The sequence below is a fragment of the Cyanobium sp. ULC065 genome (assembly GCF_977927515.1).
Map to the genome: position 1 here is coordinate 3032202 of NZ_OZ376393.1, position 24559 is coordinate 3056760.

General features: G+C 67.2%; 33 protein-coding genes and 1 tRNA gene. 24 read left to right on the plus strand and 10 right to left on the minus strand.

The window, feature by feature from the left end; genetic code table 11:
* Positions 1-7: 7 nt before the first annotated feature.
* Together moeB and ACXMDP_RS15175 are read right to left on the minus strand one after the other, a co-directional pair.
* The gene (gene moeB / locus ACXMDP_RS15170; protein ID WP_094514206.1) at positions 8-1177 is read right to left on the minus strand and encodes a molybdopterin-synthase adenylyltransferase MoeB; all 1170 of its coding nucleotides are present in this window, start codon (positions 1175-1177) and stop codon (positions 8-10) included.
* A gap of 46 nt (positions 1178-1223) precedes the next feature.
* Entirely contained in the window at positions 1224-1709 is a 486-nt protein-coding gene (locus ACXMDP_RS15175; protein WP_259730039.1) for a M67 family metallopeptidase, read from the minus strand.
* A gap of 40 nt (positions 1710-1749) precedes the next feature.
* Here ACXMDP_RS15175 and ACXMDP_RS15180 point away from each other — a divergent pair, with 40 nt between their 5' ends.
* A complete protein-coding gene (locus ACXMDP_RS15180; RefSeq protein ID WP_259730038.1) occupies positions 1750-2130 on the plus strand; it encodes a CAAD domain-containing protein in 381 nt (126 codons plus the stop codon).
* Between the two features lie 3 nt (positions 2131-2133).
* Here ACXMDP_RS15180 and ACXMDP_RS15185 read toward each other — a convergent pair whose 3' ends face one another.
* On the minus strand, positions 2134-3015 hold the full coding sequence (locus ACXMDP_RS15185; RefSeq protein WP_259730037.1) for a fructosamine kinase family protein: 882 nt from the start codon (positions 3013-3015) through the stop codon (positions 2134-2136).
* A gap of 55 nt (positions 3016-3070) precedes the next feature.
* Here ACXMDP_RS15185 and crtD point away from each other — a divergent pair, with 55 nt between their 5' ends.
* Entirely contained in the window at positions 3071-4585 is a 1515-nt protein-coding gene (gene crtD, locus ACXMDP_RS15190; protein WP_259730036.1) for a C-3',4' desaturase CrtD, read from the plus strand.
* Here the strand turns inward: crtD and ACXMDP_RS15195 are convergent.
* The gene (locus ACXMDP_RS15195; protein ID WP_259730035.1) at positions 4582-5502 is read right to left on the minus strand and encodes a prephenate/arogenate dehydrogenase; all 921 of its coding nucleotides are present in this window, start codon (positions 5500-5502) and stop codon (positions 4582-4584) included. The genes crtD and ACXMDP_RS15195 overlap by 4 nt on opposite strands.
* A gap of 42 nt (positions 5503-5544) precedes the next feature.
* Here ACXMDP_RS15195 and ACXMDP_RS15200 point away from each other — a divergent pair, with 42 nt between their 5' ends.
* The 3 genes from ACXMDP_RS15200 to ACXMDP_RS15210 all read left to right on the plus strand — a co-directional run bounded on the left by ACXMDP_RS15200 (position 5545) and on the right by ACXMDP_RS15210 (position 7858).
* Entirely contained in the window at positions 5545-6978 is a 1434-nt protein-coding gene (locus ACXMDP_RS15200; protein WP_259730034.1) for a helicase, read from the plus strand.
* A 65-nt stretch (positions 6979-7043) separates the two neighbouring features.
* Complete coding sequence (locus ACXMDP_RS15205) at positions 7044-7292, plus strand: DUF2839 domain-containing protein (RefSeq protein ID WP_094514216.1); 249 nt, start codon at positions 7044-7046, stop codon at positions 7290-7292.
* A gap of 167 nt (positions 7293-7459) precedes the next feature.
* Positions 7460-7858, plus strand: coding sequence for a DUF1815 family protein (locus ACXMDP_RS15210; RefSeq protein ID WP_094514218.1), 399 nt, complete (start codon positions 7460-7462; stop codon positions 7856-7858).
* A 396-nt stretch (positions 7859-8254) separates the two neighbouring features.
* Here ACXMDP_RS15210 and recA read toward each other — a convergent pair whose 3' ends face one another.
* From recA to ACXMDP_RS15240, 6 genes are all read right to left on the minus strand, one after another.
* Positions 8255-9454 (minus strand): recombinase RecA, encoded by a 1200-nt coding sequence (gene recA / locus ACXMDP_RS15215; protein ID WP_259730033.1) that lies wholly within the window; start codon positions 9452-9454, stop codon positions 8255-8257.
* 148 nt (positions 9455-9602) lie between these two features.
* Positions 9603-10352: an HAD family hydrolase gene (locus ACXMDP_RS15220; RefSeq protein ID WP_259730032.1), complete on the minus strand. Its 750-nt coding sequence runs from the start codon at positions 10350-10352 to the stop codon at positions 9603-9605.
* A gap of 25 nt (positions 10353-10377) precedes the next feature.
* A tRNA-Gln gene (locus ACXMDP_RS15225) sits at positions 10378-10449 on the minus strand.
* A 155-nt stretch (positions 10450-10604) separates the two neighbouring features.
* A complete protein-coding gene (locus ACXMDP_RS15230) occupies positions 10605-12311 on the minus strand; it encodes an AAA family ATPase (RefSeq protein WP_259730031.1) in 1707 nt (568 codons plus the stop codon).
* A 32-nt stretch (positions 12312-12343) separates the two neighbouring features.
* Positions 12344-13438, minus strand: coding sequence for a Light dependent period protein LdpA domain-containing protein (locus tag ACXMDP_RS15235; protein WP_094514231.1), 1095 nt, complete (start codon positions 13436-13438; stop codon positions 12344-12346).
* Entirely contained in the window at positions 13428-13889 is a 462-nt protein-coding gene (locus ACXMDP_RS15240) for an NAD(P)H-quinone oxidoreductase subunit N (RefSeq protein ID WP_094514235.1), read from the minus strand. The genes ACXMDP_RS15235 and ACXMDP_RS15240 overlap by 11 nt, the downstream gene beginning before the upstream one ends.
* Positions 13890-14314: 425 nt before the next feature.
* On the opposite strand from ACXMDP_RS15240, the gene rplC reads away from it, so the two are divergent.
* The 19 genes from rplC (at position 14315) to secY (ending at position 24519) form a co-directional block, all read left to right on the plus strand.
* Positions 14315-14962: a 50S ribosomal protein L3 gene (gene rplC, locus ACXMDP_RS15245; RefSeq protein ID WP_094514239.1), complete on the plus strand. Its 648-nt coding sequence runs from the start codon at positions 14315-14317 to the stop codon at positions 14960-14962.
* A gap of 11 nt (positions 14963-14973) precedes the next feature.
* A complete protein-coding gene (gene rplD, locus ACXMDP_RS15250) occupies positions 14974-15609 on the plus strand; it encodes a 50S ribosomal protein L4 (protein WP_094514242.1) in 636 nt (211 codons plus the stop codon).
* The gene (locus tag ACXMDP_RS15255; protein WP_094514247.1) at positions 15602-15904 is read left to right on the plus strand and encodes a 50S ribosomal protein L23; all 303 of its coding nucleotides are present in this window, start codon (positions 15602-15604) and stop codon (positions 15902-15904) included. Before rplD ends, ACXMDP_RS15255 begins: the two co-directional genes overlap by 8 nt.
* A gap of 15 nt (positions 15905-15919) precedes the next feature.
* The gene (gene rplB, locus ACXMDP_RS15260) at positions 15920-16783 is read left to right on the plus strand and encodes a 50S ribosomal protein L2 (protein WP_094514251.1); all 864 of its coding nucleotides are present in this window, start codon (positions 15920-15922) and stop codon (positions 16781-16783) included.
* Positions 16784-16818: 35 nt separating this feature from the next.
* Positions 16819-17094, plus strand: a complete 276-nt coding sequence (rpsS, locus tag ACXMDP_RS15265; protein WP_006173352.1) for a 30S ribosomal protein S19 — start codon at positions 16819-16821, stop codon at positions 17092-17094.
* A 13-nt stretch (positions 17095-17107) separates the two neighbouring features.
* Complete coding sequence (gene rplV, locus ACXMDP_RS15270; RefSeq protein WP_094514255.1) at positions 17108-17467, plus strand: 50S ribosomal protein L22; 360 nt, start codon at positions 17108-17110, stop codon at positions 17465-17467.
* Between the two features lie 19 nt (positions 17468-17486).
* Entirely contained in the window at positions 17487-18215 is a 729-nt protein-coding gene (gene rpsC, locus ACXMDP_RS15275; protein WP_094514258.1) for a 30S ribosomal protein S3, read from the plus strand.
* Positions 18216-18231: 16 nt separating this feature from the next.
* Entirely contained in the window at positions 18232-18693 is a 462-nt protein-coding gene (rplP, locus tag ACXMDP_RS15280; protein ID WP_094514261.1) for a 50S ribosomal protein L16, read from the plus strand.
* A 2-nt stretch (positions 18694-18695) separates the two neighbouring features.
* Positions 18696-18911, plus strand: coding sequence for a 50S ribosomal protein L29 (rpmC, locus tag ACXMDP_RS15285; protein ID WP_094514264.1), 216 nt, complete (start codon positions 18696-18698; stop codon positions 18909-18911).
* A 14-nt stretch (positions 18912-18925) separates the two neighbouring features.
* Positions 18926-19177, plus strand: a complete 252-nt coding sequence (gene rpsQ, locus ACXMDP_RS15290) for a 30S ribosomal protein S17 (RefSeq protein WP_094514265.1) — start codon at positions 18926-18928, stop codon at positions 19175-19177.
* Positions 19178-19189: 12 nt separating this feature from the next.
* On the plus strand, positions 19190-19555 hold the full coding sequence (gene rplN, locus ACXMDP_RS15295; RefSeq protein ID WP_094514267.1) for a 50S ribosomal protein L14: 366 nt from the start codon (positions 19190-19192) through the stop codon (positions 19553-19555).
* A gap of 1 nt (position 19556) precedes the next feature.
* Positions 19557-19913, plus strand: coding sequence for a 50S ribosomal protein L24 (rplX, locus tag ACXMDP_RS15300; RefSeq protein WP_094514269.1), 357 nt, complete (start codon positions 19557-19559; stop codon positions 19911-19913).
* A 116-nt stretch (positions 19914-20029) separates the two neighbouring features.
* Positions 20030-20569 carry a 50S ribosomal protein L5 gene (gene rplE / locus ACXMDP_RS15305; protein ID WP_094514273.1) on the plus strand — a complete coding sequence of 180 codons (540 nt, stop codon included), beginning with the start codon at positions 20030-20032 and terminating at the stop codon, positions 20567-20569.
* Positions 20570-20589: 20 nt separating this feature from the next.
* Positions 20590-20991, plus strand: coding sequence for a 30S ribosomal protein S8 (rpsH, locus tag ACXMDP_RS15310; RefSeq protein WP_094514276.1), 402 nt, complete (start codon positions 20590-20592; stop codon positions 20989-20991).
* 15 nt (positions 20992-21006) lie between these two features.
* Positions 21007-21546, plus strand: coding sequence for a 50S ribosomal protein L6 (rplF, locus tag ACXMDP_RS15315; protein WP_094514279.1), 540 nt, complete (start codon positions 21007-21009; stop codon positions 21544-21546).
* 32 nt (positions 21547-21578) lie between these two features.
* On the plus strand, positions 21579-21944 hold the full coding sequence (gene rplR / locus ACXMDP_RS15320) for a 50S ribosomal protein L18 (protein WP_094514283.1): 366 nt from the start codon (positions 21579-21581) through the stop codon (positions 21942-21944).
* A gap of 13 nt (positions 21945-21957) precedes the next feature.
* On the plus strand, positions 21958-22602 hold the full coding sequence (gene rpsE, locus ACXMDP_RS15325; protein ID WP_255101352.1) for a 30S ribosomal protein S5: 645 nt from the start codon (positions 21958-21960) through the stop codon (positions 22600-22602).
* Between the two features lie 5 nt (positions 22603-22607).
* Positions 22608-23057, plus strand: coding sequence for a 50S ribosomal protein L15 (rplO, locus tag ACXMDP_RS15330; protein ID WP_094514288.1), 450 nt, complete (start codon positions 22608-22610; stop codon positions 23055-23057).
* 142 nt (positions 23058-23199) lie between these two features.
* Positions 23200-24519 carry a preprotein translocase subunit SecY gene (secY, locus tag ACXMDP_RS15335; RefSeq protein WP_094514291.1) on the plus strand — a complete coding sequence of 440 codons (1320 nt, stop codon included), beginning with the start codon at positions 23200-23202 and terminating at the stop codon, positions 24517-24519.
* Positions 24520-24559: the final 40 nt, after the last annotated feature.

Sequence of the window (24559 nt, forward strand, 5' to 3'; positions counted from 1 at the left end):
GCGGGGGTCAGTAGAGCGGAACGGAAGGATCGACCTCCTCGCTCCAGGCCTTGATGCCTCCCGTCACGTTGACCCCCTCGATGCCATGCCGTTTGAGCGCGATCAGGGCCTTGGCCGAGCGGCCGCCGAGCTTGCAGTGCACATAGAGGCGCTTGCCTGCGGCCAACTCGCGCACCTGCTCGATCGCCTGCCCGCTTTCGATCTGATCGAGGGGAACGAGCACGCCACCAGGCATCACCGCGATCTCCGCCTCCGGCGGGTTGCGCACATCGAGCAGCACCACATCGGTGGGCTGGCTGTCGAGCAGGGCTTTGAGCTCCTGCACGCTCACGGAGGGCACACTGCCCGCTTCCTCCTGGCCGGGTGCCGAGCCGCCGACACCACAGAACTCCTGATAATCGATCAGTTTGTCGATCACCGGACGCTCAGGGCTGGGGCGCAGCTTCAGTTCGCGGAAGGTCATCTTCAGGGCATCGAACAGCATCAGGCGACCGCTGAGCGTGGTGCCGATGCCCACGATGATCTTCACCGCTTCGGTTGCCTGGATCATGCCGATGATGCCGGGAAGCACGCCCACCACCCCGCCTTCGGCGCAGGACGGCACCATGCCCGGCGGCGGCGGTTCGGGGAACAGATCTCGGTAGTTGGGCCCGCCCTGATAGTTGAACACCGTGGCCTGGCCCTCGAAGCGGAAGATCGAGCCGTAGACGTTGGGCTTGTCGAGCAGCACGCAGGCGTCGTTCACCAGATAACGGGTGGGGAAGTTATCGGTGCCATCGCAGATCACGTCGTAGGGGGCGATGATCTCGAGCGCGTTTTCGCTGGTGAGCGCCGTTTCGTAGAGATCAACCTGGCAGTGGGGATTGATCTCATGGATGCGATGCCGCGCCGATTCGATCTTCGGCTTGCCCACCCAGCTGGTGCCGTGAATCACCTGGCGCTGCAGGTTGCTGCTATCCACCACGTCGAAATCGACGATGCCGAGGCGACCGACGCCGGCGGCGGCCAGATAGAGCAGAAGGGGAGAACCAAGGCCACCCGTGCCTACGCAGAGCACCGAGGAGGCCTTCAGGCGCTTCTGTCCCTCCATGCCCACCTCGGGCAGGATCAGGTGGCGTGAGAAGCGGGCCACCTCATCGGGTGTGAGCTGGACGCCGCTGGTGTCGGGAGGAAGCATGGGCGGAAGGCCGGTGGCCAGAACAGCCGCTTGGGCGGCACATGCCTCAGTCTCCCAAACCCCCGGGCCTTGCCTCATCATCCGAAGCCAGCGGCAGCGGCTCGGCCGCCGTGCCATCGCCGGTCTCCGTCAGCCACCAGCCCCGCAACTCCTGGTGCAGGCCTGAGGCGATCAGCAGCACGGTGGGGGGCATCGCCAGCTCCAGATCCAGCGCCGAAGGCACCGCCGCGCTGGTGGGATGGCTGTGCGCGGCGCCGATCACCGAGAGGCCACGGCTGCGCGCCCACTTCTGTGCCTGCAGCTGCTCGCGCGGATCGAGGGCGAAACGCCGATGACGCTCCGGTTCCGGTTCCCACACATTCAGGCACGGCCACGCCGTGGTGATCCGCCAGCGGTGGTCTGCGTGGCCTGTCGGAATCGGGCCGATCAACAGAGCGCAGCCCTCCTGAGGGTGGGCCGCCCGCACGATCGCCTCCAGCACCGTCAGGGCGCGCCGATCGATCACCAGCTGTTCTGGCCAAGAGCCACCCATGCCGATACGTTATGGGCCGTCACCGCACCCCGCTCATTCAATGAACGAAACAATCACCGAGCAGGACGTGCAACCGACCAGCCATGTGCCCGCTTCTGAGAGCTCCGACGCTGGAGCGAGCTTCAACGCCCGTTACGGCGAGATCCTCACCAAGGTGAACCAGTCCCTCGAGCAGGTGGACTGGAATCAGGCCGGCAAGGCGGGCAAGGCGCTCGGCATCCTGCTGGCAGTGATCGTGGCCCAGATCCTGATCAAGGGAGTCCTCGACACGATCAACCTGCTGCCTGTGGTTCCCGGCCTGCTCGAACTGCTCGGTTTGGTGGTGGTGGGCAGCTGGAGCTGGAAGAACCTCACCACCAGCGAAAAGCGCTCCGCCGTGGTTGAGCGCCTGCGCAACCTGCGCCAGGAGTATCTGGGCTGAGGCCTAGAGCAACCGGTCGATCAACGCCTGCGCCTGTCGCCAGTAACCGCCACCGAACAGGTTGGCGTGATTGAGCAGGTGATACAGGTCGTAGACAAGCCGCCGGCGCGCTTCGCCCGGCGGCAACGGCCATTCACGCCCATAGCCCAGGAAGAAGTCCGCCGGAAAGCCTCCGAACAACCGCGCCATGGCCAGGTCCACTTCCCTGTCGCCGCGGTAGACGGCCGGATCAAACAGAGCCGGCAGCGACGAATCATGCAGAAGCGCCGCATTGCCGCTCCACAGATCCCCGTGCACGAGGCAGGGATCAGGGCCGTGGTCGTCGAGCCAGCCGGGCAGGTCTGCCAGCAGTTGCTGGCTGCCAGGTAGCTGTTTGCCCTTCGCCGCCGCCAGCTCCAGCTGCACGCCCAGACGTCGCTCTGCGAAGAAGCGACCCCAGTGATCCCCCCAACCGTTGCGCTGGGGGTTCGAGCCGATGAAGTTGTCGTGCGGCCAGCCGAAACGCAACGACGGGCCAGCGGCGCTGCGCCGGTGCAGGCAGGCGAGGGCAGCACCGAAATCACTCCAGGCCTGGGAGCTGCCGCCATGGGCCAGCGTCAGCCACGGCAGCAACAGCACCGCTTCCCCCTCCACCACGGCGCAGTGCAGCGGTTGCGGCACCACCAGGTCGGCGCCGGCGGCGGCAGCAAGGGCCTTGAGACCGTCCGCTTCGGCCTGAAGCAGGGGCAGCGCTGCCGCGCCGTTGGTTTTGGCGAAGAAGCGGCGGCCATCGGCAAGCTGCAGCTGCCAGGCCCGGTGGATGCAGCCACCGCCCACCGGCTGGCGGGACAGCAGTGGCGCCTTCAGGTGCTGCCGCACCCAGGCCGCCAGCGAATCGTCCGTCACGGCCGCCCCGTCAGCATGGCCAGCATGCCTGCAATTCTGTGGCGGGGCAGCGAAGGTGGGCGCGCAAGCCGATGCGGCCAAAGGCCAGTGCGACGTGGCCGTGCTCGGCGCCGGCATCGCCGGCCTCACGGCAGCGGCCCTGCTGGCGCGCCAGGGCCTGGACGTGCAGCTGCTGGAAGCCCATCACCAGAGCGGCGGCTGCGCCGGCACCTTCCGCCGCCGGGGCTATGTGTTCGATGTGGGGGCCACCCAGGTGGCCGGCCTGGAGCCGGGCGGCATTCACGCGCGGATCTTCGAGCAGCTGGGAGTGGAGGCGCCGGCAGCCACCCCACTGGACCCCGGTTGCGTCGTGGATCTGGCCGATGGCCAGCGGGCGGTGCGGCTCTGGCGTGATCCCGAGCGCTGGCGGCAGGAACGGCAGCGGCATTTCCCGGGCTCGGAGCGCTTCTGGAGCCTGTGCGCAGCAATCCACCAGGCCAACTGGGGCTTCGCTGGACGGGAACCGGTACTGCCCCCCCGCAGCCTCTGGGACCTGGGCCAGCTGCTGGGCGCCCTGCGCCCCGCCAACCTGGCCAGCGGTGTGCTGGTGGGAAGCACGATCGCCGATCTGCTGAGGCTCACGGGCTGCGCCAACGACGCGCGGCTGCGGCGCTTTCTCGATCTGCAGCTGCGTCTCTATTCCCAGGAGCCGGCCCACCGCACTGCCGCGCTCTACGGCGCCAGCGTGCTGGCGATGGCACAGGAGCCTCTGGGCCTGTTCCATCTGGCGCCCTCGATGCAGGCCTTGAGCGATGCGCTGGAGCTGGGGCTGGCCCGCGCCGGCGGCAGCCTGCGCTTGCGGCACCGGGCGAGCGAGCTGCGGCAGCACGGCGGCGGCTGGAGGGTGCATGGCACAGGGCCAGGCGGGAGCCGCTGGCAGCTGCTCGCCCGTGAACTTGTCTGCAGCCTTCCCCCCCAGTCGTTGCCGGATCTGTTGCCAGGGGATGCCCTGCCGGCCGGTTACGGAGCGCGGCTGCGGCACCTGGAGGATCCCAGCGGTGCGCTGGTGCTGTACGCGGCCGTGGAGCGCAGCGCCCTGCCCGCCGACTGCCCCGCTCATCTGCAGCTCGACTGGGCCGACCCTGGCTCCCTGTTCGTGTCGGTGAGCCGGGAGGGGGATGGCCGGGCGCCGGCGGGGGAGGCCACCCTGATCGCCAGCGTGTTCACTCCGGCCCGGCCCTGGTTCGAGGGCGACGAAGCCGCCTACCACTCCCGCAAACAGACGGCGATGGCGGGCCTCCAGGCAGGGCTGAATCGGTTGCTCGGTCTCACGCCGGCGCACTACCACCACGCGGAACTGTCCACACCACGCAGCTTCGCCCGCTGGACCGGGCGGCCCTTCGGCTTCGTGGGCGGGCTGGGCCAGCATCCCTCCCGTTTCGGCCCCTTCGGGCTGGCCAGCCGCACACCCCTGCCTGGCTTCTGGCTCTGCGGCGATGCCATCTACCCCGGCGAAGGCACCGCGGGCGTGAGCCTGTCGGCGCAGATGGTGAGCCGGCAACTGCTGGCTCGGCGGGGGATCGCTGCCTAGAGGAACTCCGGCCGCAGGCGCTGGCCGGCCGCCAGTGCCTCGCGCAGATCGGCCCAGCGCTCCTGCTGCAGCAAGCCCTCCAGCTGATCGAGCGATCGCCGATAGGAGGCCAGGGCCGCCAGCACCTGCTCCCGGTTGCAACGGGCCATCAGGGCACCCAGTTCCGGGTTGCCGCCCCCCACACGTGTGGTGTCGGCAAAGCCACTGGAGGCCAGCGCACGCACCAGCACCCTGGCCTCAGTGTCCACCTGCTCGTAGCCGGCTTGCCCATCGCCAGAGGCCGGCGCCGCCACGGCGCCCCGATCCGCCGCCTGCAGCAGGGCGGCACCCACCAGCACCGGCAGGTGGGAAATCAGCGCCACGGCGCGGTCGTGGGCCTGGGGGTCGCACAGCAGCCATCGGGCCTCCACGGCTTCCGAGAGGGTGCGCACGAGCTCCAGAGCTGCCGGGTCGGTGTCTGGCGTGGGCGTCACCACCCAGGGGCGACCGCGGAACAGGTGGCGCACCCCCGCTTCCACCCCGGCCTCCGCGGTGCCGGCCATCGGGTGACTGGCGACGAAACGGGGCACGATCCCCTGCCAGGTGCGCAGCACGGGTGCCTTGACCGAGCCCACATCGGTGATCACCGCGTCCGGCGGCAGGGCAGCCAGCAACGCCGGGTCCGGCGCCAGCAACTGATCAAGCGGCAGCGCCAGCACCACGAGCGGACAGCCCGCCAGCACGGAGGGATCGGTGCTGACCCGGCCAGCCAGTCCGCGCTGGCAAGCCCGCTCCGCCGTGCTCTCCCGCCGTACAAGCCCGCGCACATCCCAGCCGCGGGCACGCAGATCGAGGCCCAGGGAGCCGCCGATCAGGCCCAGCCCCACCAGCCCCACCACTCCGGCCGTGCCGTCGGGGTGCATCGTCTGGGCTGTCATGGCTGCCACGGTCCACTCGGAGCAGCTTCCTACGATTCGCGGATGTTGGAAGCCCGCGCCCACCAGCAGCTCAAGCAACTCCTGCGGCAGGAGGGTGGCGTGGGCTGGCCGCATCACCTCACGCTCAGCCGGGTGGTGGGGCGCAGCCTGCGGCGCGGCGATCACTGCTGCCTGCAGCTTGCGCCTGGCAGCGATCCGGGCTGGCTTGTAGCCCTGCTCGTGCCGATGGCCCTGGCGACGGCACCGCTGGTGCTGGTGGTGAGCGAGCCGATGCGCCGGCGCTTGCTGCAGGTCGAGCTGCCCCGGCTGCGAGCCGCCGGGCTCACCCTGCCGTGCTGGGAAGGGGAAACACCGCCCCGCGACAGCACCCTCTGGCTGATGAACCATCAGCAGTTGGTGAAGGCCTGGCAGAGCGGCACCCTTGGAGATCGCCACCTGGTGATTCCCGAGGAGGAGATCCTCGAAGCACGGCTGCGCACGGCGCTGGATCAGCAGCTCGCTCCTCAGCATTGGGACCAGATCCGCCTCAGTCTGCCGGCGGCGGACGCGAGCCTGCTGGAGCTGCACCAGCGGCTCGGCCGCCGGATCCTCAGCCACCCGGGCACCCCCTCGGCCCAGGTGCCCCTGCCGCCCGAAGACGAAGCGCCCCTGCGGCAGTTGCTGTCGCTGCTGGGGCCGCTGCCGCATCCATGGCCCGAGTGGATGGCGGCCAGCGGCCCGGGCTGGACGAGCTGGGCCACCGTGGACCGCCAGCTGCTGCAGTGGGACCTCCACCGGGTGCCGCTCGAACCGCTGGAGGTGATGCAGGGACTGCTGGATGGCCGGGCCCTGGTGCTGGTGGGCCAGCGCGGAGCGCCTGTGCAGCTGGCGGGGTTCACCCCCCAGGTGCGGGTGGATCTGGCCGATCCGCTCCTTTCCGACCCGTTGCCGCTCTACGCGCCCCTGCGCCAGCCCCTGCCCAACAGCCCCCAGTACGGCGAGCATCTGCTCGATCACTGCCGCCGTCTGGTGCTGGGCCAGGCTGGCCTGACGATCGTGCTCGTCGATGAGGCTGGCCTGCGCCTGCCGCTGGCGGCGGCGCTGGCGGCCGAGTTCGGCACGCGGGTGTGCCATCAGGACACAGCCCCGGAGAGCAATGGTGTGATCTGCTGCGGCTGGAGCTGGTGGCTGGAGCATCAGGAGCGATTGCCGGTGCCCTGCCAGGTGGTGGTCGGTCCACTGCCGATCGCCAGCCTGGAAGACCCGCTGACCGCCGCCCGGGTGATGCGGCTGCGCCAGCAGGGACGCGACTGGTTCCGCGAACTGCTGCTGCCCGAAGCGCTTGATCGACTGCAGCGCGGCCTGGCCAGCCTCAGGCGCGGAGGGGCGGGACGACTGGCTGTGCTGGATGGCCGGGTCCGCAGCCGCAGCTGGGGGCGGCAGGTGTTGCGTGCCCTGGAACCCTGGGTGGCCCTGAATCGCCTGCTCCCGGGCTGAGCCGCCAGCTGCAGATACGCCCGGTGGCCACCTCTACGCTGCATCGCAATGGGAGCAGAACGGTCATGGGTGAAGCAAGGCGGAGGGCGCAACAGGGTCTGCCACCACGCCAGAAGGCCAAGCCATCCGCAGCCAAGGACGCCTCACCACGCCTGGTGGAATGGTTTCCGCTCACGCGCGACCAGGCCGATCGCTTCGTGAAGCTCACCACCCGCGGCGCCTGGGTCGGCATTGGCTCACTGGTCCTCTTCTGGGTGGTCGTGCGCTTCATCGGCCCGGCCGCCGGCTGGTGGCAACTGTCCGACACCCCCTGAGACATCGCCCTGACATCCACCCCCTGGCCGCCGCAGGCGTTCCTGCTGAGCGCCGCAGGTGTACCCGCTGAGCACCACAGACGTCACCGCCTGCTGACGCGCCACTATGAACGGTCGCAACAATCGGAAGAAAACCTTATGATCGGGCGGACCAACGGTTCCGCGTGATGTTTACCCGTCTGGCTGAGCAATACCGCTCGCTGGCTCAGGATCTCGTCATGAGCCTTCAGGCTCTTGCCAGCAGCCTGCAGCGCAAAGGGCTGGTGGCCACCTGCTACGTCTGCGGAGACGGCCAGGAGCGGCAAGGCGCTTCCTTCGTTGCAGACCTGGGGGATACCCACACCATCCGCTTTCTGGTGTCTGACTGCGGCATCAGCTGGGTGGAATCGCGCAATGGTCACGAGCTGGTACGGCTGGACGGGGCCGATGCGATCCAGGAACTGCAACGGGTGACCGCCTTCCTGCAACAGGTTCCCGCCGACGGCAACGCCATAAAGACTGCGGACCAACGGCAGGCTGTGCTGATCAGCGCAACGTCCCAACCCCTCGAGGAATTGGTGGGGTGACCAGCTCGGCTGAGCGGGTGAGCCGCTGGCGTTCTGGGGACAGTCGACCCACGGGTGTACGCCTCTGCTCAACTTCTGAGCTGCAGAGCTGCTCGTGTACTGACCGGAAGGCTGGTTCTTCGGAAGGCTGAATTGTGCCCAGGCGAGGCCCAGGACGCCTCAGCACTGGACCGGTGAGCTGGACAGCTGGCTGGGAATCGGAGGGAGCGTTCCAGCTGCGGCCAGCTTTCAGGCCGATGGCTGGCCTGCCCAGGCTCTCGTTGCCGTCGAGACTTCACCTGGATTTCCGCACCACGCTGGGGCGATCCGGGCTCTCTGTCGATGCCCGAATCACCCTTTCAATCCCCCGCCCCGCTGATACGGCTGGAATGGTGGGGCTGGGCCTGCGGCCTGCCCTCAGCGCGCAGCCAGACCAGCCACCTCCACGGCGTCATCCGCGTCGGAGCCGTCGTCGGCCTCAGCCTCAGCCGCAGCCAACTTTGCCGCCGCCGCCAGGGGCTTGACGGAGTTGGCCGTCACATCGGCGCCTTCGGTGAGCTTGCGGCGCACGATCGCTTCGATCGCCTCCTTCTGGGTGGGGTTCTGCTCCAACCAGGTGATGGTGTTGTCGCGCCCCTGGCCGATGTTGTCGCCCTCGTAGCTGTACCAGGCACCCTTGCGGACCACCACGGCCGTTTCCTCGGCCAGATCCAGCAGACAGCCCAGGGTGCTGATGCCGCGGCCAAAGAGAATGTCGAACTCAGCGATGCGGAAGGGGGGCGCCACTTTGTTCTTCGCCACCTTCACCTTGGCCCGGATGCCGTACTCCTCGGTGCCACGCTTGAGGGTCTGAATGCGGCGGATGTCGAGGCGAACCGAGGCGTAGAACTTGAGCGCGTTGCCTCCCGTGGTGGTTTCCGGGTTGCCGTAGGTCACTCCGATCTTTTGCCGCAACTGGTTCAGGAAAATCACCGTGCAGCCGGATTTGCCGATGTTGCCGGTGATCTTGCGCATGGCCTGACTCATCAGACGGGCCTGACTGCCCACCGCCAGGTCGCCCATCTCCCCTTCGATCTCCGCCCGTGGGGTGAGCGCCGCCACCGAGTCGACCACAACGATGTCGACGGCCGCAGAACGCACCAGCTGATCCACGATCTCGAGCGCCATTTCGCCGGTGTCCGGCTGGGAGACCAGCAGGTTCTCCACATCGACCCCGAGGGCCGCCGCATAGACCGGATCCAGGGCATGCTCGGCGTCGACGAAGGCCGCCACGCCACCACGGCGCTGGGCTTCGGCGATCGCATGCAGCGTGAGCGTGGTTTTCCCCGAACTCTCGGGGCCGTAGATCTCCACCACCCGGCCCTTGGGATAGCCGCCACCGAGGGCAAGATCAAGAGTGAGCGCGCCGGTGGAAACGGTTTCGACCCGCATGCGGGAAGCATCCCCGAGGCGCATGATCGAACCCTTGCCGAAGTTGCGCTCGATCTGACCGAGTACGAGGTCAAGGGCCTTGTCGCGGGCGGCGGCGGCGGAACCGAGGGCGGCGGCCGACGATCCGGCGGCGGCGGAGCGGGGATGAGCGGCCCTGAGGTCGGTGCTCTTGGGGTCGGCAGGCATGGTCAACGGTGGGTGAGAGAACAGGCCGCTGATCGAGACGTCCGAAGCGGGACATCCTGCGGCCTCAAAGGCACAGGTGCCACCGAATCGGGTGGACGTATCAGGCCGGCGCGCCGGACAGGAATTAGTACAGGCGTACGCTAGCGGATCAGGGCCAGGTCGCCAAGGGGGCCGCGAACCGCTCCGGGCGGAGCAGGGCGATGCCCGGCGGCAGGCCGGTCAGATCAGCCGCGCGCACGTACCCCCACGACACCAGAAAGCAGCGCACGGAGGTCAATCCCGGTGTGGCCCGCACCTGCTCCAGGGTGGGGCGCCTGTCTTCGATGAACCAGATCGGCCTGTTCAGCGACCGCAACTGGAGCAGAACCTCGGGCTTCGGCCCCTGCTCATGACCGAACAGCTGCCAGGGCTCAAGGCCCTCGGCAGAGAGCAGCTCAGCGGCGAAGGCCGCCCCCTTGGTGGTCAGCACCGCCCAATCGGCCGCCTCGCCGCTCAGGGCCCGCAGCCGCTCCGGCACGCCGGGGTAGGGGCGATGCAGCGCAAGCCAGGCGCTGCGGTCGGTGGCGATGGCCTCGCGGCGCACGAGCTCCAGCACCTCCTGCAGCTGGGAGGGCTGCCACTCCCAGCGCTCCAGAGCACGGTCCAGAGCACCGCCGTAGTCAGCCAGGGTGTCGCTGAGCCGATGGTCGTCGCGGCCCAGCTCAGCGGCCAGCAGCACCATCTCCCAGCCCTTGTGGATCAGGGGCCGCAGCTGGGCAAAGCCGGGCGGCGCCGACACGGGCAGATGAAGGTCGGGGCGCAGCCGCAGAGCAGCCCGGCGGGCGCTCCACCAGTACTCGGCCATGCCGTCGACCAGCACCCCGTCAAAATCGAACACCAGCAGGGGGCTGGAGGACACAGGGGAGCTCAAAGGAGTGTCAGAACTGGGCCGCTAGGATTCGAACCTAGGAATGGCGGGACCAAAACCCGCTGCCTTACCACTTGGCGACGGCCCAACGCGCAGTTGTGGGGTGGTCCGGGGAAGAGGGCCCGCAGGCCGCCAACGCAGTGGAACACCCGACGCCCGGGATCCAGATAGTTACCCACAGCGAGCCGTCCTTCGTCAATCTCCCGCTGTGCCGACAGGGATCACGGCAGCTGATGGCAGCGCTCAGCGCGGGAACACACGCAACCGCAGCTCCCCGCCGCTGCCGAACTCGGCACAGCGCAATCCATAGCGGCGCACCTGCTCCGCCTGAATCTGGCGGACGCGGGCGCTGCGGGGCAGCAACTCCACCGGGCAGCCGCGGGGCACCACCACCTGCTCCACAGCCAGACGGCATTCCTCCATGGCGCCGTAGGCGTCGTCCGGCAGTACCTGCAGCGGCGCCACCCCATCCGGCTGGCGCCGCTGCAGCAGCCGCTCGAGACCTCGCTGGATCTGATGCAGGCTGTCGGACTTGATCACCAGGATCGGCACGCCGTGGAGCTGGGCCTGCCGCCGCACCTCCGGGTCCTGGCCCAGCTGGTTGCGCACGGTGAGCACCGCATCCGCCTGCTCCAGATCAACAACCTGCTCAACGGCATAGCGGCGGCTGCGCACCGCCTGATCCAGCAGCGCAGCGCTGATGCCGCAGCTGAACAGGCGCAGGGTCGTCGCTGCCGGCTCCACCGCTGGGCGCCGGTGCGGCGCGGGCATGGATGGGTCGGGCAGCGGCACCGGCGCCAGGGGCGGGGCCGGATCCGGCCGCCGTAGCTCGCGGCGTGGCGCTGGTAGCTCCGCGCGCGTCAAGCGGGGTGGGGCCGGAGGAGTGGCCGCGTCTTCGAGCCGCACGCGGCCGGAAGCATCGCATTCGCGCACTTGGGGGCGGGCAGGCTGCCCCCGAAGCTGGAAATCCACCGTGCGGGCCACGTCACGGTGCACCAGCCAACGGCTGCGGCTGTGCATCTCCACCGCCAGCGGGAAGGTGGGGTCGGCGCAGCGCTCCAGCACGGTCTTCTGGGAGCCGCGCCGCCGCGCTTCCTCATCACCGAGCGTGACTGACTGAATGCCGCCGATCAGGTCGCAGAGGGTGGGGTTCTTGATCAGGTTGGCCAACTCATTGCCGTGGGCCGTGGCCACCAGCTGGACCCCCCGTTCGGCGATCGTGCGGGCCGCCTGAGCCTCCAGCAACGTGCCGATCTCATCGATCACGATGACTTCCGGCATGTGGTTCTCCACCGCCTCGATCATCACCTGATGCTGCAGCTCGGGGCGCGCCACCTGCATGCGGCGGGCCCGGCCGATGGCGGGGTGGGGAATGTCACCGTCGCCGGCGATCTCGTTGCTCGTGTCGATCACCACCACGCGGCGTTCCAGGTCGTCCGCCAGCACACGGGCAATCTCCCGCAGGGCCGTGGTCTTGCCGACACCGGGACGCCCCATCAGCAGCAGCGACTGACCGGTATCCAGCAGATCCCGCACCATCGCCACCGTGCCGTACACAGCGCGGCCCACCCGGCAGGTGAGACCCACCACATCGCCGGTGCGGTTGCGGATGGCGCTGATGCGGTGCAGGGTGCGCTCGATGCCCGCCCGGTTGTCGCCGCCGAAATGGCCGAGCCGTTCCACCACGGCCGCCAGGTCCGAGCGGTCGATCGGCTGATCGGTGAGGGCAATGGCGCGCCCGGGGTAGCGGGCCTCAGGACAGCGACCAAGATCCAGCACCACCTCGAGCAGCTGGTCGCGGCTCTCCGCGGCGGCGAAGGCCTCGCGCACCCGCTCCGGCAGCACCGCCAGCAGCGCTTCGAGATCGTCGGTCACCCGGTGCGGCGAAAGGGCGACCTCAGGGGCGCCGGCGTGAGCCAGGGCGAGGGGGGCAGCGTCGGGAGCTTGCATGACCCATCACTCCAGGACTGCCGTTCTAGCCATCAGGAAGCCAGCCACGGGCCGACCAGCGCCCGGGCCCTTGCCAGCGCCTCGGTCCAGAGGTCCGCATCGTCAAGCAGCCGTGTGCCCCGCCGCTCGGCCTCCACCAGCAGCGGCTGCAGCTGACGGCGCGCCATCCCGCCGAAGGCCACACCGGCGCTGAGGCGCCGCGCCTCCGCCGCCGAGCCCGCCAGACGACGCAGCAGCTCCAGGGTGTGGCCGTTGGTGCCACCCGCCAGTTGCAGGGGCCCCGGTGGTGCCCAGGGCCGCAGCGCCGCCAGCAGCCGCACCGCGGCATGGGCCGTACCGTCCCCCACATCGCCGCTCATCGGCCGGCCATCGAGCTGCCAGAGGGGCCGCAACCCCGCCGCTCTAAGGCGCGCGAACCGCTGCCAGAGCTCCGCCGCCAGACCCTCCACCCCTGGACGTTCCATGCCTGCAGATTCCGCACCTGAACCGTCCACGCCGTCAGCCACCGCCTGCCTGCGGCCGTTGGAGGGCGCTTCCCAGCCGCAACTCACCGACAGGCGCTGCAGGGGCAGTCGCGCAGCCACCACCTGGTCGAGACGCTGAGCGAAAGCGGCGCCTCGGCCCGGCTGGGTGTGAATCTCCACCGCATCCGGCCGCAGCGCTTCCAGCAGAGGGGTCACAGCCTCCGCCGGCAGCGCATGCTCCCTGGCCGCGATCAGGCCGAGGGGGCAGGCCGGCAGGCAGCGGCCGCAGCCGTAGCAGCGCTCGTCGATCACACCGCCGCTCTCGCCGATGGCCAGGGCCGGGCACACCCGCGCGCAGGGTCGGGGGCAGGACGGCGGACAACGCTCCGGATCGAAGTGGGCCTTGCGGAAATGGGGGTCGGCGCCATCGCTGAGGCTCAGCATCAGCCAGGGGGGACAGCCGCCAGCGGAGCGCTCCAGACCCCAGGCGATGCCGCGCCGCGCTGCCACCACCACAGCGGGATCGGCAGCCACATCGATCGCCTGAACACCCGCCAGGGTGTAGATGCCGCAGAGATCGACGATCGCAGCCAGATCCTGGTTGCTGGCGCCGCAGATCAACTTGACCCAGCGGCCGGAGCGCAGCGCTTGCTCAGGCGGCAACGCACTGATCGAGCGGATGCCAGCGCAGCGACCTCGAGCCACCCATTTCCGCCACGATGCGCAGGCGCGGCTCCCTCTGGGTGAGCCCGCACAGGGCCGAGAGCTCTGCGGCGGAAAGCACCTGGGCTTCCAGCAGCCAGAGCAGGATCGGTTTGGTGCCTTCCAGCAGGGGGCCGAGCTGGGGCATCACCTGTTGGACGTCACCGACGGCAGCGGCATTGCCAACGCTGTGGTGGCCAAGGTGCGGCGGACGGATGCCGTGCGACTGGAGCAGGAACACTTCGGGATCACCGAGGCCGCGGGCTGAGGTCATCTGTGCGCGGTAGCCGGCGGCGCGCAGACGCCGCATCAGCCGTGTCTCCGCACCACCTTCCAGGGGGGCATAGAGGGCCAGGGCACCAGCCTTCTCCAGATCCTCCCGAAAGCGACGGCCGGTAAGAAGGAGCGGCATGGAGGGCAGTGCCAGGAACGGCGGCAGTCTGGCAGGACGCTTTCAGGAATAGGGGGTCGGACCATGCGGTACTGTGGATTCTTGTGCATGTGTTCTGTGCCCGTCCGCTAGCCGGGCCTCCGGAACCTTGCGCGGGTCCACCGCTGTCGGTGGATCCTCCCGGCCAGTTCGGCAACGAGCAGCTCTGCTGCCTCACCGCCGACGGGAAACTCGCCGTCCTCCGGCTACGGCCCGACGGAAAAGTCCCAGCCTGCTGTTTCGCCCACCGCTAGCCCCCGGCCCTGCCTGCCCGTCAGGCCATGGCCGGATGCTCCGTTTCCACGGGATCCAGTCAAGCGGATCCAGCGCGTTCATCGATTCAGCCTCCAGGCGGCCCGTCATCTCCGGATGGTCTCGGCCGTGGTCCTGCTGGCGTTCTTCCCCCCATGTCCATCGGCATCCTCGGCAAGAAATTGGGCATGTCCCAGTTCTTCGCCCCCGACGGCAAGTCCATCCCGGTCACCGTGATCGAGGCGGGCCCCTGCCGCATCACCCAACTCAAAACCCCTGCCACCGACGGCTACACCGCCGCTCAGATTGGCTTTGGCGACATTCGCGAGAAGCTCGTCAACCGCCCGGCTGCGGGTCACCTGGCCAAATCCGGCAGTGAGCCCCTGCGGCACCTCACCGAATACCGGCTCGATTCTGTCGAAGGCCTCGAACTCGGTGGCACGATCACGGTCGAAGGCTTCGAGCCCGGCCAGAAAGTCGATGTCAGCGGTGACACGATCGGCCGCGGTTTCAGTGGTTACCAGAAGCGCCACGGCTTCAGCCGCGGTCCAATGACGCACGGTTCCAAGAACCACCGCGAACCCGGATCCACCGGCGCCGGCACCACCCCCGGTCGGGTCTACCCCGGCAAACGGATGGCAGGCCGCTACGGCGGCAAGCAGATCACCACAAAGGGTCTCGTCATTCTCAAGGTGGATGTCGAGCGCAACCTCCTGGTGGTGAAGGGTTCGGTGCCCGGCAAGCCCGGCGCCCTGCTCAACATCCGACCCGCTCGGCGGGTCGGTGACAAGGTCGCGAACTGAGGATGTCAGCCATGGTCAACTGTGTCGTTCGTGATTGGCAGGGCAAGGAAGCCGGCAAGGCCAGCCTTGATCTGAGGGTCGCCAAGGAAGCCTCGGCCGGCGGCCTGCTGCAGCGCGCGGTCGTGCGCCAGCTCGCCCACGCCCGCCAGGGCACGGCCAGCAGCCTCACCCGCGCCGAAGTGCGTGGTGGCGGCCGCAAGCCCTACAAACAGAAAGGAACGGGTCGTGCCCGCCAGGGCTCGATCCGCACCCCGCTCCGCCCCGGTGGCGGCGTGGTGTTCGGGCCCAAGCCCCGCACCTACAGCCTGGCGATGAACCGCAAGGAACGTCGCCTGGCGCTGCGCACCGCCCTGATCAGCCGGGCCGCCGACATGGTGGTGGTGCAAGGCTTCGGCGCGGCGCTGGAGCAGCCGAAAACCCGCGAAATCGTCGCTGCTCTGCAGCGCTGGGACATCCCCGCCGGCGCCAAGGTGCTGCTGGTGCTGGATGCCCCCACCGATGTGGTCCGCCTGTCGGTCCGCAACCTCGAAAACGTGAAACTGATCGCCGCCGATCAGCTGAATGTCTTCGACTTGCTCAACGCCAGGAAGCTGGTGCTCAGCGAGGAAGCTCTCGCCAAGATCCAGGAGGTCTACGGAGATGACTGAACGTTTCGCCAACCGGCTGGCGGATGTGATCCGGCGCCCGCTGATCACCGAGAAAGCCACCCGCGCGCTCGAACTCAACCAGTACACCTTTGAGGTGGACCCCAGGGCTGCCAAGCCCGACATCAAGGCCGCCGTCGAGCACCTCTTCGATGTGCGCGTCATCGGCGTGAGCACCATGAATCCCCCTCGCCGTGCCCGGCGGGTCGGACGCTTCGCCGGCAAGCGCGCCCAGGTGAAAAAGGCGGTGGTGCGGCTCGCCGCAGGCAATGCCATCCAGCTGTTCCCCGAGGCCTGAGGGTTCTGAATCGTTATGGCAATCCGCAACTACCGTCCCTACACCCCCGGCACCCGCACCCGGGTCGCCAGCGACTTCAGCGAAGTCACTGAGCGCAAGCCCGAACGCAGCCTGGTGGTGGCCAAGCACCGCCGCAAAGGCCGCAACAACCGGGGCGTGATCACCTGCCGCCACCGTGGCGGTGGCCACAAGCGCCTCTATCGCCTGGTGGATTTCCGCCGCGACAAGCACGGCGTGGAGGCCCGCGTGGCCGCCATCCACTACGACCCGCACCGCAACGCGCGTCTGGCTCTGCTCTTCTACACCGATGGTGAGAAGCGCTACATCCTTGCTCCTGCAGGCATCGAAGTCGGCCAAACGGTGGTGTCCGGCCCCGGATCCCCGATTGAAACCGGCAATGCCCTGCCGCTCTCCTCGATTCCTCTGGGCTCCGCCGTCCACAACGTCGAGCTCTACGCCGGACGCGGTGGCCAGATGGTTCGCACCGCCGGCGCCAGCGCCCAGGTGATGGCCAAGGAAGGCGATTACGTCGCCCTCAAGCTGCCGTCCACCGAGGTTCGTCTCGTGCGGCGGGAGTGCTACGCCACCCTCGGGGAAGTGGGCAACGCTGAAGTTCGCAACACGAGCCTCGGCAAAGCCGGTCGCAAGCGCTGGCTGGGGCGTCGCCCCGAAGTGCGCGGCAGTGTGATGAACCCCTGCGACCACCCCCACGGTGGTGGTGAGGGACGCGCACCGATCGGCCGCTCCGGCCCGGTCACCCCCTGGGGCAAACCGGCCCTGGGCCTCAAAACCCGGAAGCGGAACAAACCCAGCAATCGGTTTGTCCTGCGGAAACGTCGCCGCACCTCCAAACGGAGCCGTGGCGGACGGGATTCCTGATGGTCAACACTGTTTTGCTGTCTGCTTAAACCGCCATGGGACGTTCACTCAAAAAAGGACCATTCGTCGCCGACCACCTGCTGCGCAAGGTCGAAGCGCAGAACAGCGCTGGCGACAAAACCGTGATCAAAACCTGGTCGCGGGCTTCCACCATCCTGCCGATGATGATCGGCCACACGATTGCCGTTCACAACGGCAAGAGCCACGTGCCGGTGTATGTCACCGAGCAGATGGTGGGCCACAAGCTGGGGGAATTCGCCCCCACCCGCACCTTCCGGGGTCACATCAAAGACAAAAAAGGTGCCCGTTAAGGAGCGACACACCATGGCCAACCCTTCCCCCAGCTCAGAAGCCCGCGCCCACGGCCGCTACATCCGCGGATCCGTTTCCAAGGTGCGCCGGGTGCTCGACCAGATCCGCGGCCGCTCCTATCGCGAGGCGCTGATCCTGCTCGAGTTCATGCCTTACCGCTCCACCGGACCGATCACCAAGGTGCTCCGTTCGGCGGTCGCCAATGCGGAACACAACCTTGGTCTTGATCCCGCTTCCCTGGTGATCAGCACCGCGATCGCCGACATGGGTCCTTCCCTGAAGCGATTCCGTCCCCGCGCCCAGGGGCGGGCTTACGCGATCAAGAAACAAACCTGCCACATCAGCATTGCTGTGGCGTCCACTTCCGCCTGACCCCCGAGGACACCGCCCGATGGGACACAAGATCCATCCAACCGGATTGCGCCTGGGGATCACCCAGGACCACCGCTCCCGCTGGTATGCCCCCAGCAAGACCTATCCGATTCTTCTCCAGGAAGACGATCGGATTCGTCGCTTCATCCACAAGAAATACGCCAGCGCCGGCATCTCCGACGTGCTGATCGCCCGCAAGGCCGATCAACTCGAAGTGGAGCTCAAAACGGCACGCCCCGGCGTGCTGGTCGGCCGCCAGGGCAGCGGCATCGAAGAGCTTCGTGCCGGCATCCAGACCACGCTCGGCGACCGCCAGCGCCAGGTGCGCATCAATGTCGTTGAGGTGGAGCGGGTCGACGCTGACGCCTACCTGCTGGCCGAATACATCGCTCAGCAACTGGAAAAGCGGGTCGCCTTCCGCCGCGTCATGCGGATGACGGTGCAGCGCGCCCAGCGGGCCGGTGTGCTCGGGCTGAAAATCCAGGTGAGCGGTCGTCTCAACGGCGCCGAAATCGCCCGGACGGAATGGACCCGCGAAGGCCGCGTGCCCCTGCACACGCTGCGCGCCGACATCGATTACGCCACCAAGGTGGCCACCACCACCTACGGGGTGCTGGGCATCAAGGTCTGGGTGTTCAAAGGAGAGGTGCTTCCTGGGCAGAAGGAGCAACTGCCCGCTGGTGGAGCACCCAGGCGCCGGAGCAGCCGGCGGCCCCAACAGTTCGAAGACCGCTCGAACGAGGAGTGATCAGGAGGCCTGAACCATGCTGAGTCCCAAACGCGTCAAATTCCGCAAACAACAGCGAGGTCGCATGCGCGGCGTCGCCACCCGGGGCAACACGATTGCCTTCGGTGAGTTTGCCCTCCAGGCCCAGGAATGTGGCTGGATCACTTCTCGCCAGATCGAAGCCAGTCGTCGGGCGATGACCCGCTATGTCAAGCGGGGAGGAAAGATCTGGATCCGGATCTTCCCCGACAAGCCGGTCACCATGCGCCCCGCCGAAACCCGTATGGGTTCCGGTAAAGGCAACCCTGAATTCTGGGTGGCGGTGATCAAACCCGGCCGGATTCTCTTTGAGATGGGCGGGCCTGAAATCACCCCGGCCATCGCCAAGGAGGCCATGCGCCTGGCGCAGTACAAGCTGCCGGTCAAGACGAAGTTCCTCGCCTTGGCCGACCAGGAGCCGGAAGCTTCCCCCGAACCCTCTCTCGCCCTGGAGTCCTGAACATGGCACGTCCTGCCATCGCCGAGGTGCGAACCCTCACCGATGCCGAATTGGTCGAACAGATCGGCGGTTGCCGCCGTGAACTGTTCAACCTCCGCTTCCAGCGGGCCACCCGCCGGCTGGAGCAACCGCACCTGTTCAAGCAGAGCCGCACCAAGCTGGCTCAGCTGTTGACGGTGCAGCAGGAGCGGCAACGCTCCGCTCCCTCCGCCTCCTGATCCCCCACCACCCCATGGCACTCAAGGAAAGGGTCGGCACCGTCGTCAGCGACAAGATGGAAAAAACGGTGGTGGTCGCGGTGGAGAACCGCTTCCCCCATCCCATCTATCAAAAGACCGTCAGCCGCACCACCCGCTACAAGGCCCACGACGAAGACAACCGTTGTCGGGTCGGTGATCGCGTCCGCATCACCGAAACCCGTCCCCTCAGCCGCACCAAGCGCTGGGCGGTGGCGGAAGTTCTCACCCCATCCGGCGCGAGCTGAGGAGGTCACACCATGATTCAGCAGGAAACCTTCCTCAATGTCGCTGACAACAGCGGCGCCAAGCGCATCCAGTGCATCCGTGTGCTGGGCACCAACCGCCGATATGCCCACGTCGGCGATGTGATCGTCGCTGCCGTCAAAGACGCCATGCCCAACATGGGGGTGAAGAAGTCGGACGTCGTCAAGGCTGTGGTGGTGCGCACCCGCGCCACGCTGCGCCGCGACACGGGCAACTCGATCCGCTTCGACGACAACGCCGCCGTGATCCTCGGCAACGACAACAACCCGAAGGGCACGCGTGTGTTCGGTCCGGTCGCCCGTGAACTGCGCGAGCGCAACTTCACCAAGATCGTGTCACTCGCCCCGGAGGTGATCTGAAATGGCCGCCGCAACACCCCAGCCACGGCCCGCCAAGCGGGTCAAGATGCGCATCCGCAAAGGTGACACCGTCAAGGTGATCGCTGGCAAGGACAAGGGAAAAACCGGTGAAGTCCTGCGCACCCTTCCTTACGAGAACCGCGTGGTGGTGCAGGGGATCAACCTGCGCACCCGTCACGTGAAGCCCACCCAGGAAGGCGAAACCGGCCGGATCGTCACGGAAGAAGCCTCTGTGCATGCTTCGAATGTGATGGTGTTCTCCACCAGCCAGAACGTTCCCAGCCGTGTCGCCATTGCCATCCAGGCCGACGGCACCAAGAAGCGCCGCCTCACCAAGACCGGCGAACTGCTCGATTGAGCACATCCTCGATTCGGTGGCCTCGGCCATGGAGTCACCTCCCCCGCCCGTCCCTGCACTCCCCGTTCCTGTCCGCCTTCTGACAACGCCCAGAAGCGAATTTCCCCCACCCCGCCATGTCACTCAAACAGCGCTACCGGGAGACGATCCAGCCCAAGCTGCTGAAGGATCTCAGCCTCTCCAACATTCATGAGGTTCCCAAGGTGATGAAAGTCACCGTGAACCGAGGTCTCGGCGAGGCCGCCCAGAACGCCAAGGCCCTTGAGGCTTCGATCGCTGAACTGGCCACGATCACCGGTCAGAAGGTGGTGGTGACCCGTGCCAAGAAGGCCATCGCCAGCTTCAAGATCCGCCAGGGCATGCCGATCGGCGTCGCCGTCACCCTTCGTGGTGACCGGATGTATGCCTTCCTCGAGCGCCTGATCCATCTGGCCTTGCCCCGCATCCGCGATTTCCGCGGTGTGAGCCCCAAGAGTTTCGATGGACGGGGGAATTACACCCTTGGAGTCCGGGAACAGATCATCTTTCCGGAAATCTCCTACGACAAGATCGATGCCATCCGGGGCATGGACATCACCATCGTGACCAGTGCCCGTAACGACGAAGAGGGCCGGGCCCTCCTCCGCGAGATGGGAATGCCGTTCCGCAGCAACTGAGCCCTCTTCGGACCCCCAACATGGCCAACCACGACCCGATTTCAGACATGCTCACCCGCATTCGTAATGCGAGTGAGAAAAAGCATCAGACCACCAAGGTGCCTGCTTCCCGCCTGTCGCACAGCATCGCCAAAGTGCTGCAGCAGGAAGGGTTCATTGCCCAGATCAGCGAAGAAGGTGAAGGGGTGCAAAGGCATCTCGTTCTTGAGCTGAAATACAGCGGCAAGCATCGTCAGCCCACGATCCGCTCCGTCAAGCGCGTCAGCAAGCCGGGTCTGCGGATCTACAAGAACACACGTCAACTCCCCAAGGTGCTGGGTGGTCTCGGCGTCGCGATCATTTCCACCTCCAAGGGTGTGATGAGCGACCGTGACGCCCGTAAGCAGGGTGTCGGCGGTGAAGTCCTCTGCTACATCTACTGAAAAGGGAGTTGATTCATGTCACGTATTGGTAAAGCACCGATCCCGATCCCCGACAAGGTGACCGTGAGCCTCAACGGCCTCTCGGTCCATGTCAAGGGGCCCAAAGGCGAACTGAACCGCACCCTCCCTGAAGGTGTCCAGATTCGCCAGGAAGACAACACGCTCGTTGTTGCCCCTTCCACAGCCACCCGCCGCTCGCGGGAGCGCCACGGACTCTGCCGTACGCTGGTGGCCAACATGGTCGAAGGGGTGAGCAAAGGCTTCACCCGCAAGCTCGAAATCGTGGGCGTGGGCTACCGGGCCCAAGTTCAGGGTACGAAGCTCGTGGTGAGCGCCGGCTACAGCCACCCGGTCGAAGTGGTGCCCCCCGAAGGCATCGTCTTCACCGTGGAGGGCAACACCCAGGTGCTGGTCTCCGGTTTCGACAAGGAACTGGTCGGCAACGAAGCGGCCAAGGTCCGCGCCATTCGTCCTCCTGAGCCCTACAAGGGCAAGGGCATCAAGTACGAGGGCGAGCGCATTCTGCGCAAGGCCGGCAAAACCGGTAAGAAATGAGGCCTGCCTGAGCGTCCCACCCCTCCACTCCCATGTCCACCGTTTCCCGCAAAGCCCAGACCCAGAAGCGTCACCGCCGTCTGCGTCGCCATCTCACCGGATCCGCCGCCCGTCCGCGGCTGGCGGTGTTCCGCTCCAACAATCACATCTACGCCCAGGTCATCGACGACGACGCACAGAGCACGCTCTGTGCCGCTTCGACGCTCGACAAAGATCTGCGCACCAGCCTGACCGCCAGCTCCACCTGCGATGCCTCCGTGGCCGTGGGTCAACTGGTGGCCCAACGTGCCCTCGCCAAAGGCATTCAACAGGTGGTGTTCGATCGTGGCGGCAACCTCTATCACGGCCGCGTCAAGGCCCTTGCCGACGCTGCCCGTGAAGCGGGCCTTCAGTTCTGAACCGGATCCAACCATGACCGAAATCAACGAAACGATCCAGTCCAGCGACGTGCCAGCGGCGGCTGAAGGCCAGCCCGAACAGCGGCGCGGTGGCGGTGGCGGCAAAGGCGGCGATCGTCGCGGCGGCAGCGGCGGTGGTCGCCGTGGTGAAGGGCGGCGCGGCGGTCAGGAGCGCGACTCCGAATGGCAGGAGCGTGTGGTCCAGATCCGCCGGGTCTCCAAAACCGTCAAAGGCGGTAAGAAGATGAGCTTCCGCGCCATCATCGTGGTCGGCAACGAACGCGGTCAGGTCGGTGTGGGCGTCGGTAAGGCCGGCGATGTCATCGGTGCCGTCCGCAAGGGCGTGGCCGACGGCAAGAAGCACCTCGTCAAGGTTCCGCTCACCCGCACCAGCTCGATTCCCACCGAGAGCCGTGGGGTCGATGGCGCTGCCAGCGTGCTCATGCGCCCGGCCGCCCCGGGCACCGGCGTGATCGCAGGCGGCTCCATCCGCACCGTGCTTGAGCTCGCGGGCATCAAGAACGTGCTGGCGAAGCGCCTGGGCAGCAAGACGCCCCTCAACAATGCCCGCGCCGCCATTGAGGCGCTGCAGGCGCTCCGCACCCACAAGGAAACCGCCAAGGAACGGGGCATCTCCCTCGAGCAGATTTACTCCTGAGCCCCATGACCCACACTCTCCAGTCCCTCAAGCCCCAGGCCGGTGCCCGGCGCCGCAAGCTCCGCAAAGGCCGCGGCATCGCCGCCGGTCAGGGTGCCAGCTGCGGCTTCGGCATGCGCGGACAGAAGTCCCGCTCCGGCAGCCCCACCCGCCCCGGCTTTGAAGGCGGCCAGATGCCGCTCTACCGGCGGGTCCCCAAGCTCAAGCACTTCCCACTGGTGAACCCCAAGTCGTTCACCGTGCTGAACGTGGCCAAGCTGTCGGGCCTCAAGGCCGGCAGCACCGTCAACCTGGATGTGCTGGTGAAAGAAGGGCTGGTCACCAGCCCTAAGCACCCTCTGAAGATCCTCGGCGACGGCGATCTCAGTGTGAAACTGACCGTTCAGGCTGCTGCTTTCACTGCGTCTGCCCGTGAAAAGATCGAAGCCGCTGGTGGCACCTGCGAGCTCACCTGACCCCATCTCCACACCCCGCCAGCCATGCTGGTGGGGTTTCCTGGTCTCAGAGCCGTCTGCCACCGTCCTGCGGAACGGCAGGCGGCTTTCGTGTCACTCCGCAGCGTCTCCTTTCTGCCTCCCCACCGCCTGAGAACACACCATGCTCCTTAGCCGGGGGCGCAATCCCAGCGCCGGCGAAATCCTCACCCAGCTGATCCAGTCCAAGGGTCTCCGTGACCGGGTGCTCACCACGCTTGGCTTGCTGCTGTTGGTGCGCCTGGGGATTTACATCCCCGTTCCCGGCATCGACCGGGTGGCCTTCCAGCAGTTCATCCAGCAGGGCGGCCAGCTGATCGGCTTCCTCGACATCTTCACGGGTGGGGGCATCTCCACCCTTGGTGTGTTCGCGCTTGGCATCCTGCCGTTCATCAACGCCTCGATCATTCTTCAGCTCCTCACGGCGGCGGTGCCCCAGCTGGAGGACCTCCAGAAGAACGAAGGGGAAGCCGGCCGGCGCAAGATCGCTCAGATCACCCGCTATGTGGCACTGGGTTGGGGGATCCTGCAGAGCACGGTCTTCGCCCTGATCCTGCGGCAATACGCCATCCCGGGAGTGTCAGCTCCTGTGTTCGTCATCCAGACCTCCCTCGCACTTGTGGCGGGATCGATGGTGGTGATGTGGATCAGCGAAGTGATCACCGAGCGGGGGATCGGCCAGGGAGCGTCGCTGGTGATCTTTGTGAACATTGTGGCCACGCTGCCGCGTGCCCTTGGCTCCACCGTGGAGCTGGCCCAGAGCGGCGACCGGGCCACCGTGGGCGGGATCGTGGTGCTGGTGCTGATTTTCCTGGTCACGATCGTTGGCATCATTTTCGTGCAGGAAGGCAGCCGTCGCATCCCGATCGTGAGCGCCAAGCGTCAGGTCGGGCAAAACACCCCCCTTTCCGCGCGTCAGAGCTACCTGCCCTTGAAGCTCAATGCCGGTGGGGTGATGCCGATCATCTTTGCGTCAGCCGTGGTGTTCCTGCCCCTCACCATCGCCAACCTCACCCGCGCCCCCTGGCTGATCCAGCTGGCCGGCTACCTCAGCCCCAACAGCAGCACGCCATGGCTTTATGCCCTGCTGTTCTTCGCGTTGATCATCGGCTTTTCGCTGTTCTACGCCACCCTCACGATCAATCCGGTCGACATCGCCACCAACCTCAAGCGCAGCGGTGTAGCCGTTCCGGGTGTGCGTCCCGGCTCTGCCACTGCCATTTATCTCAGTGGCGTGCAGAACCGGCTCACCATCCTCGGGGGTCTCTTTCTCGGTGCGGTGGCAATCATTCCCTCGGCTGTGGAGGGCGCCACGCAGGTGCGCACCTTCCAGGGTCTGGGGGCCACCTCCCTGCTGATCCTGGTGGGCGTTGCGATCGACACCGCCAAGCAGGTCCAGACCTACGTGATCTCGCAGCGCTACGAGGGGATGGTGCGCCAGTGACGCGCCCCACCCCTTCCAGGGCTCCACAGGTCATCGCCAC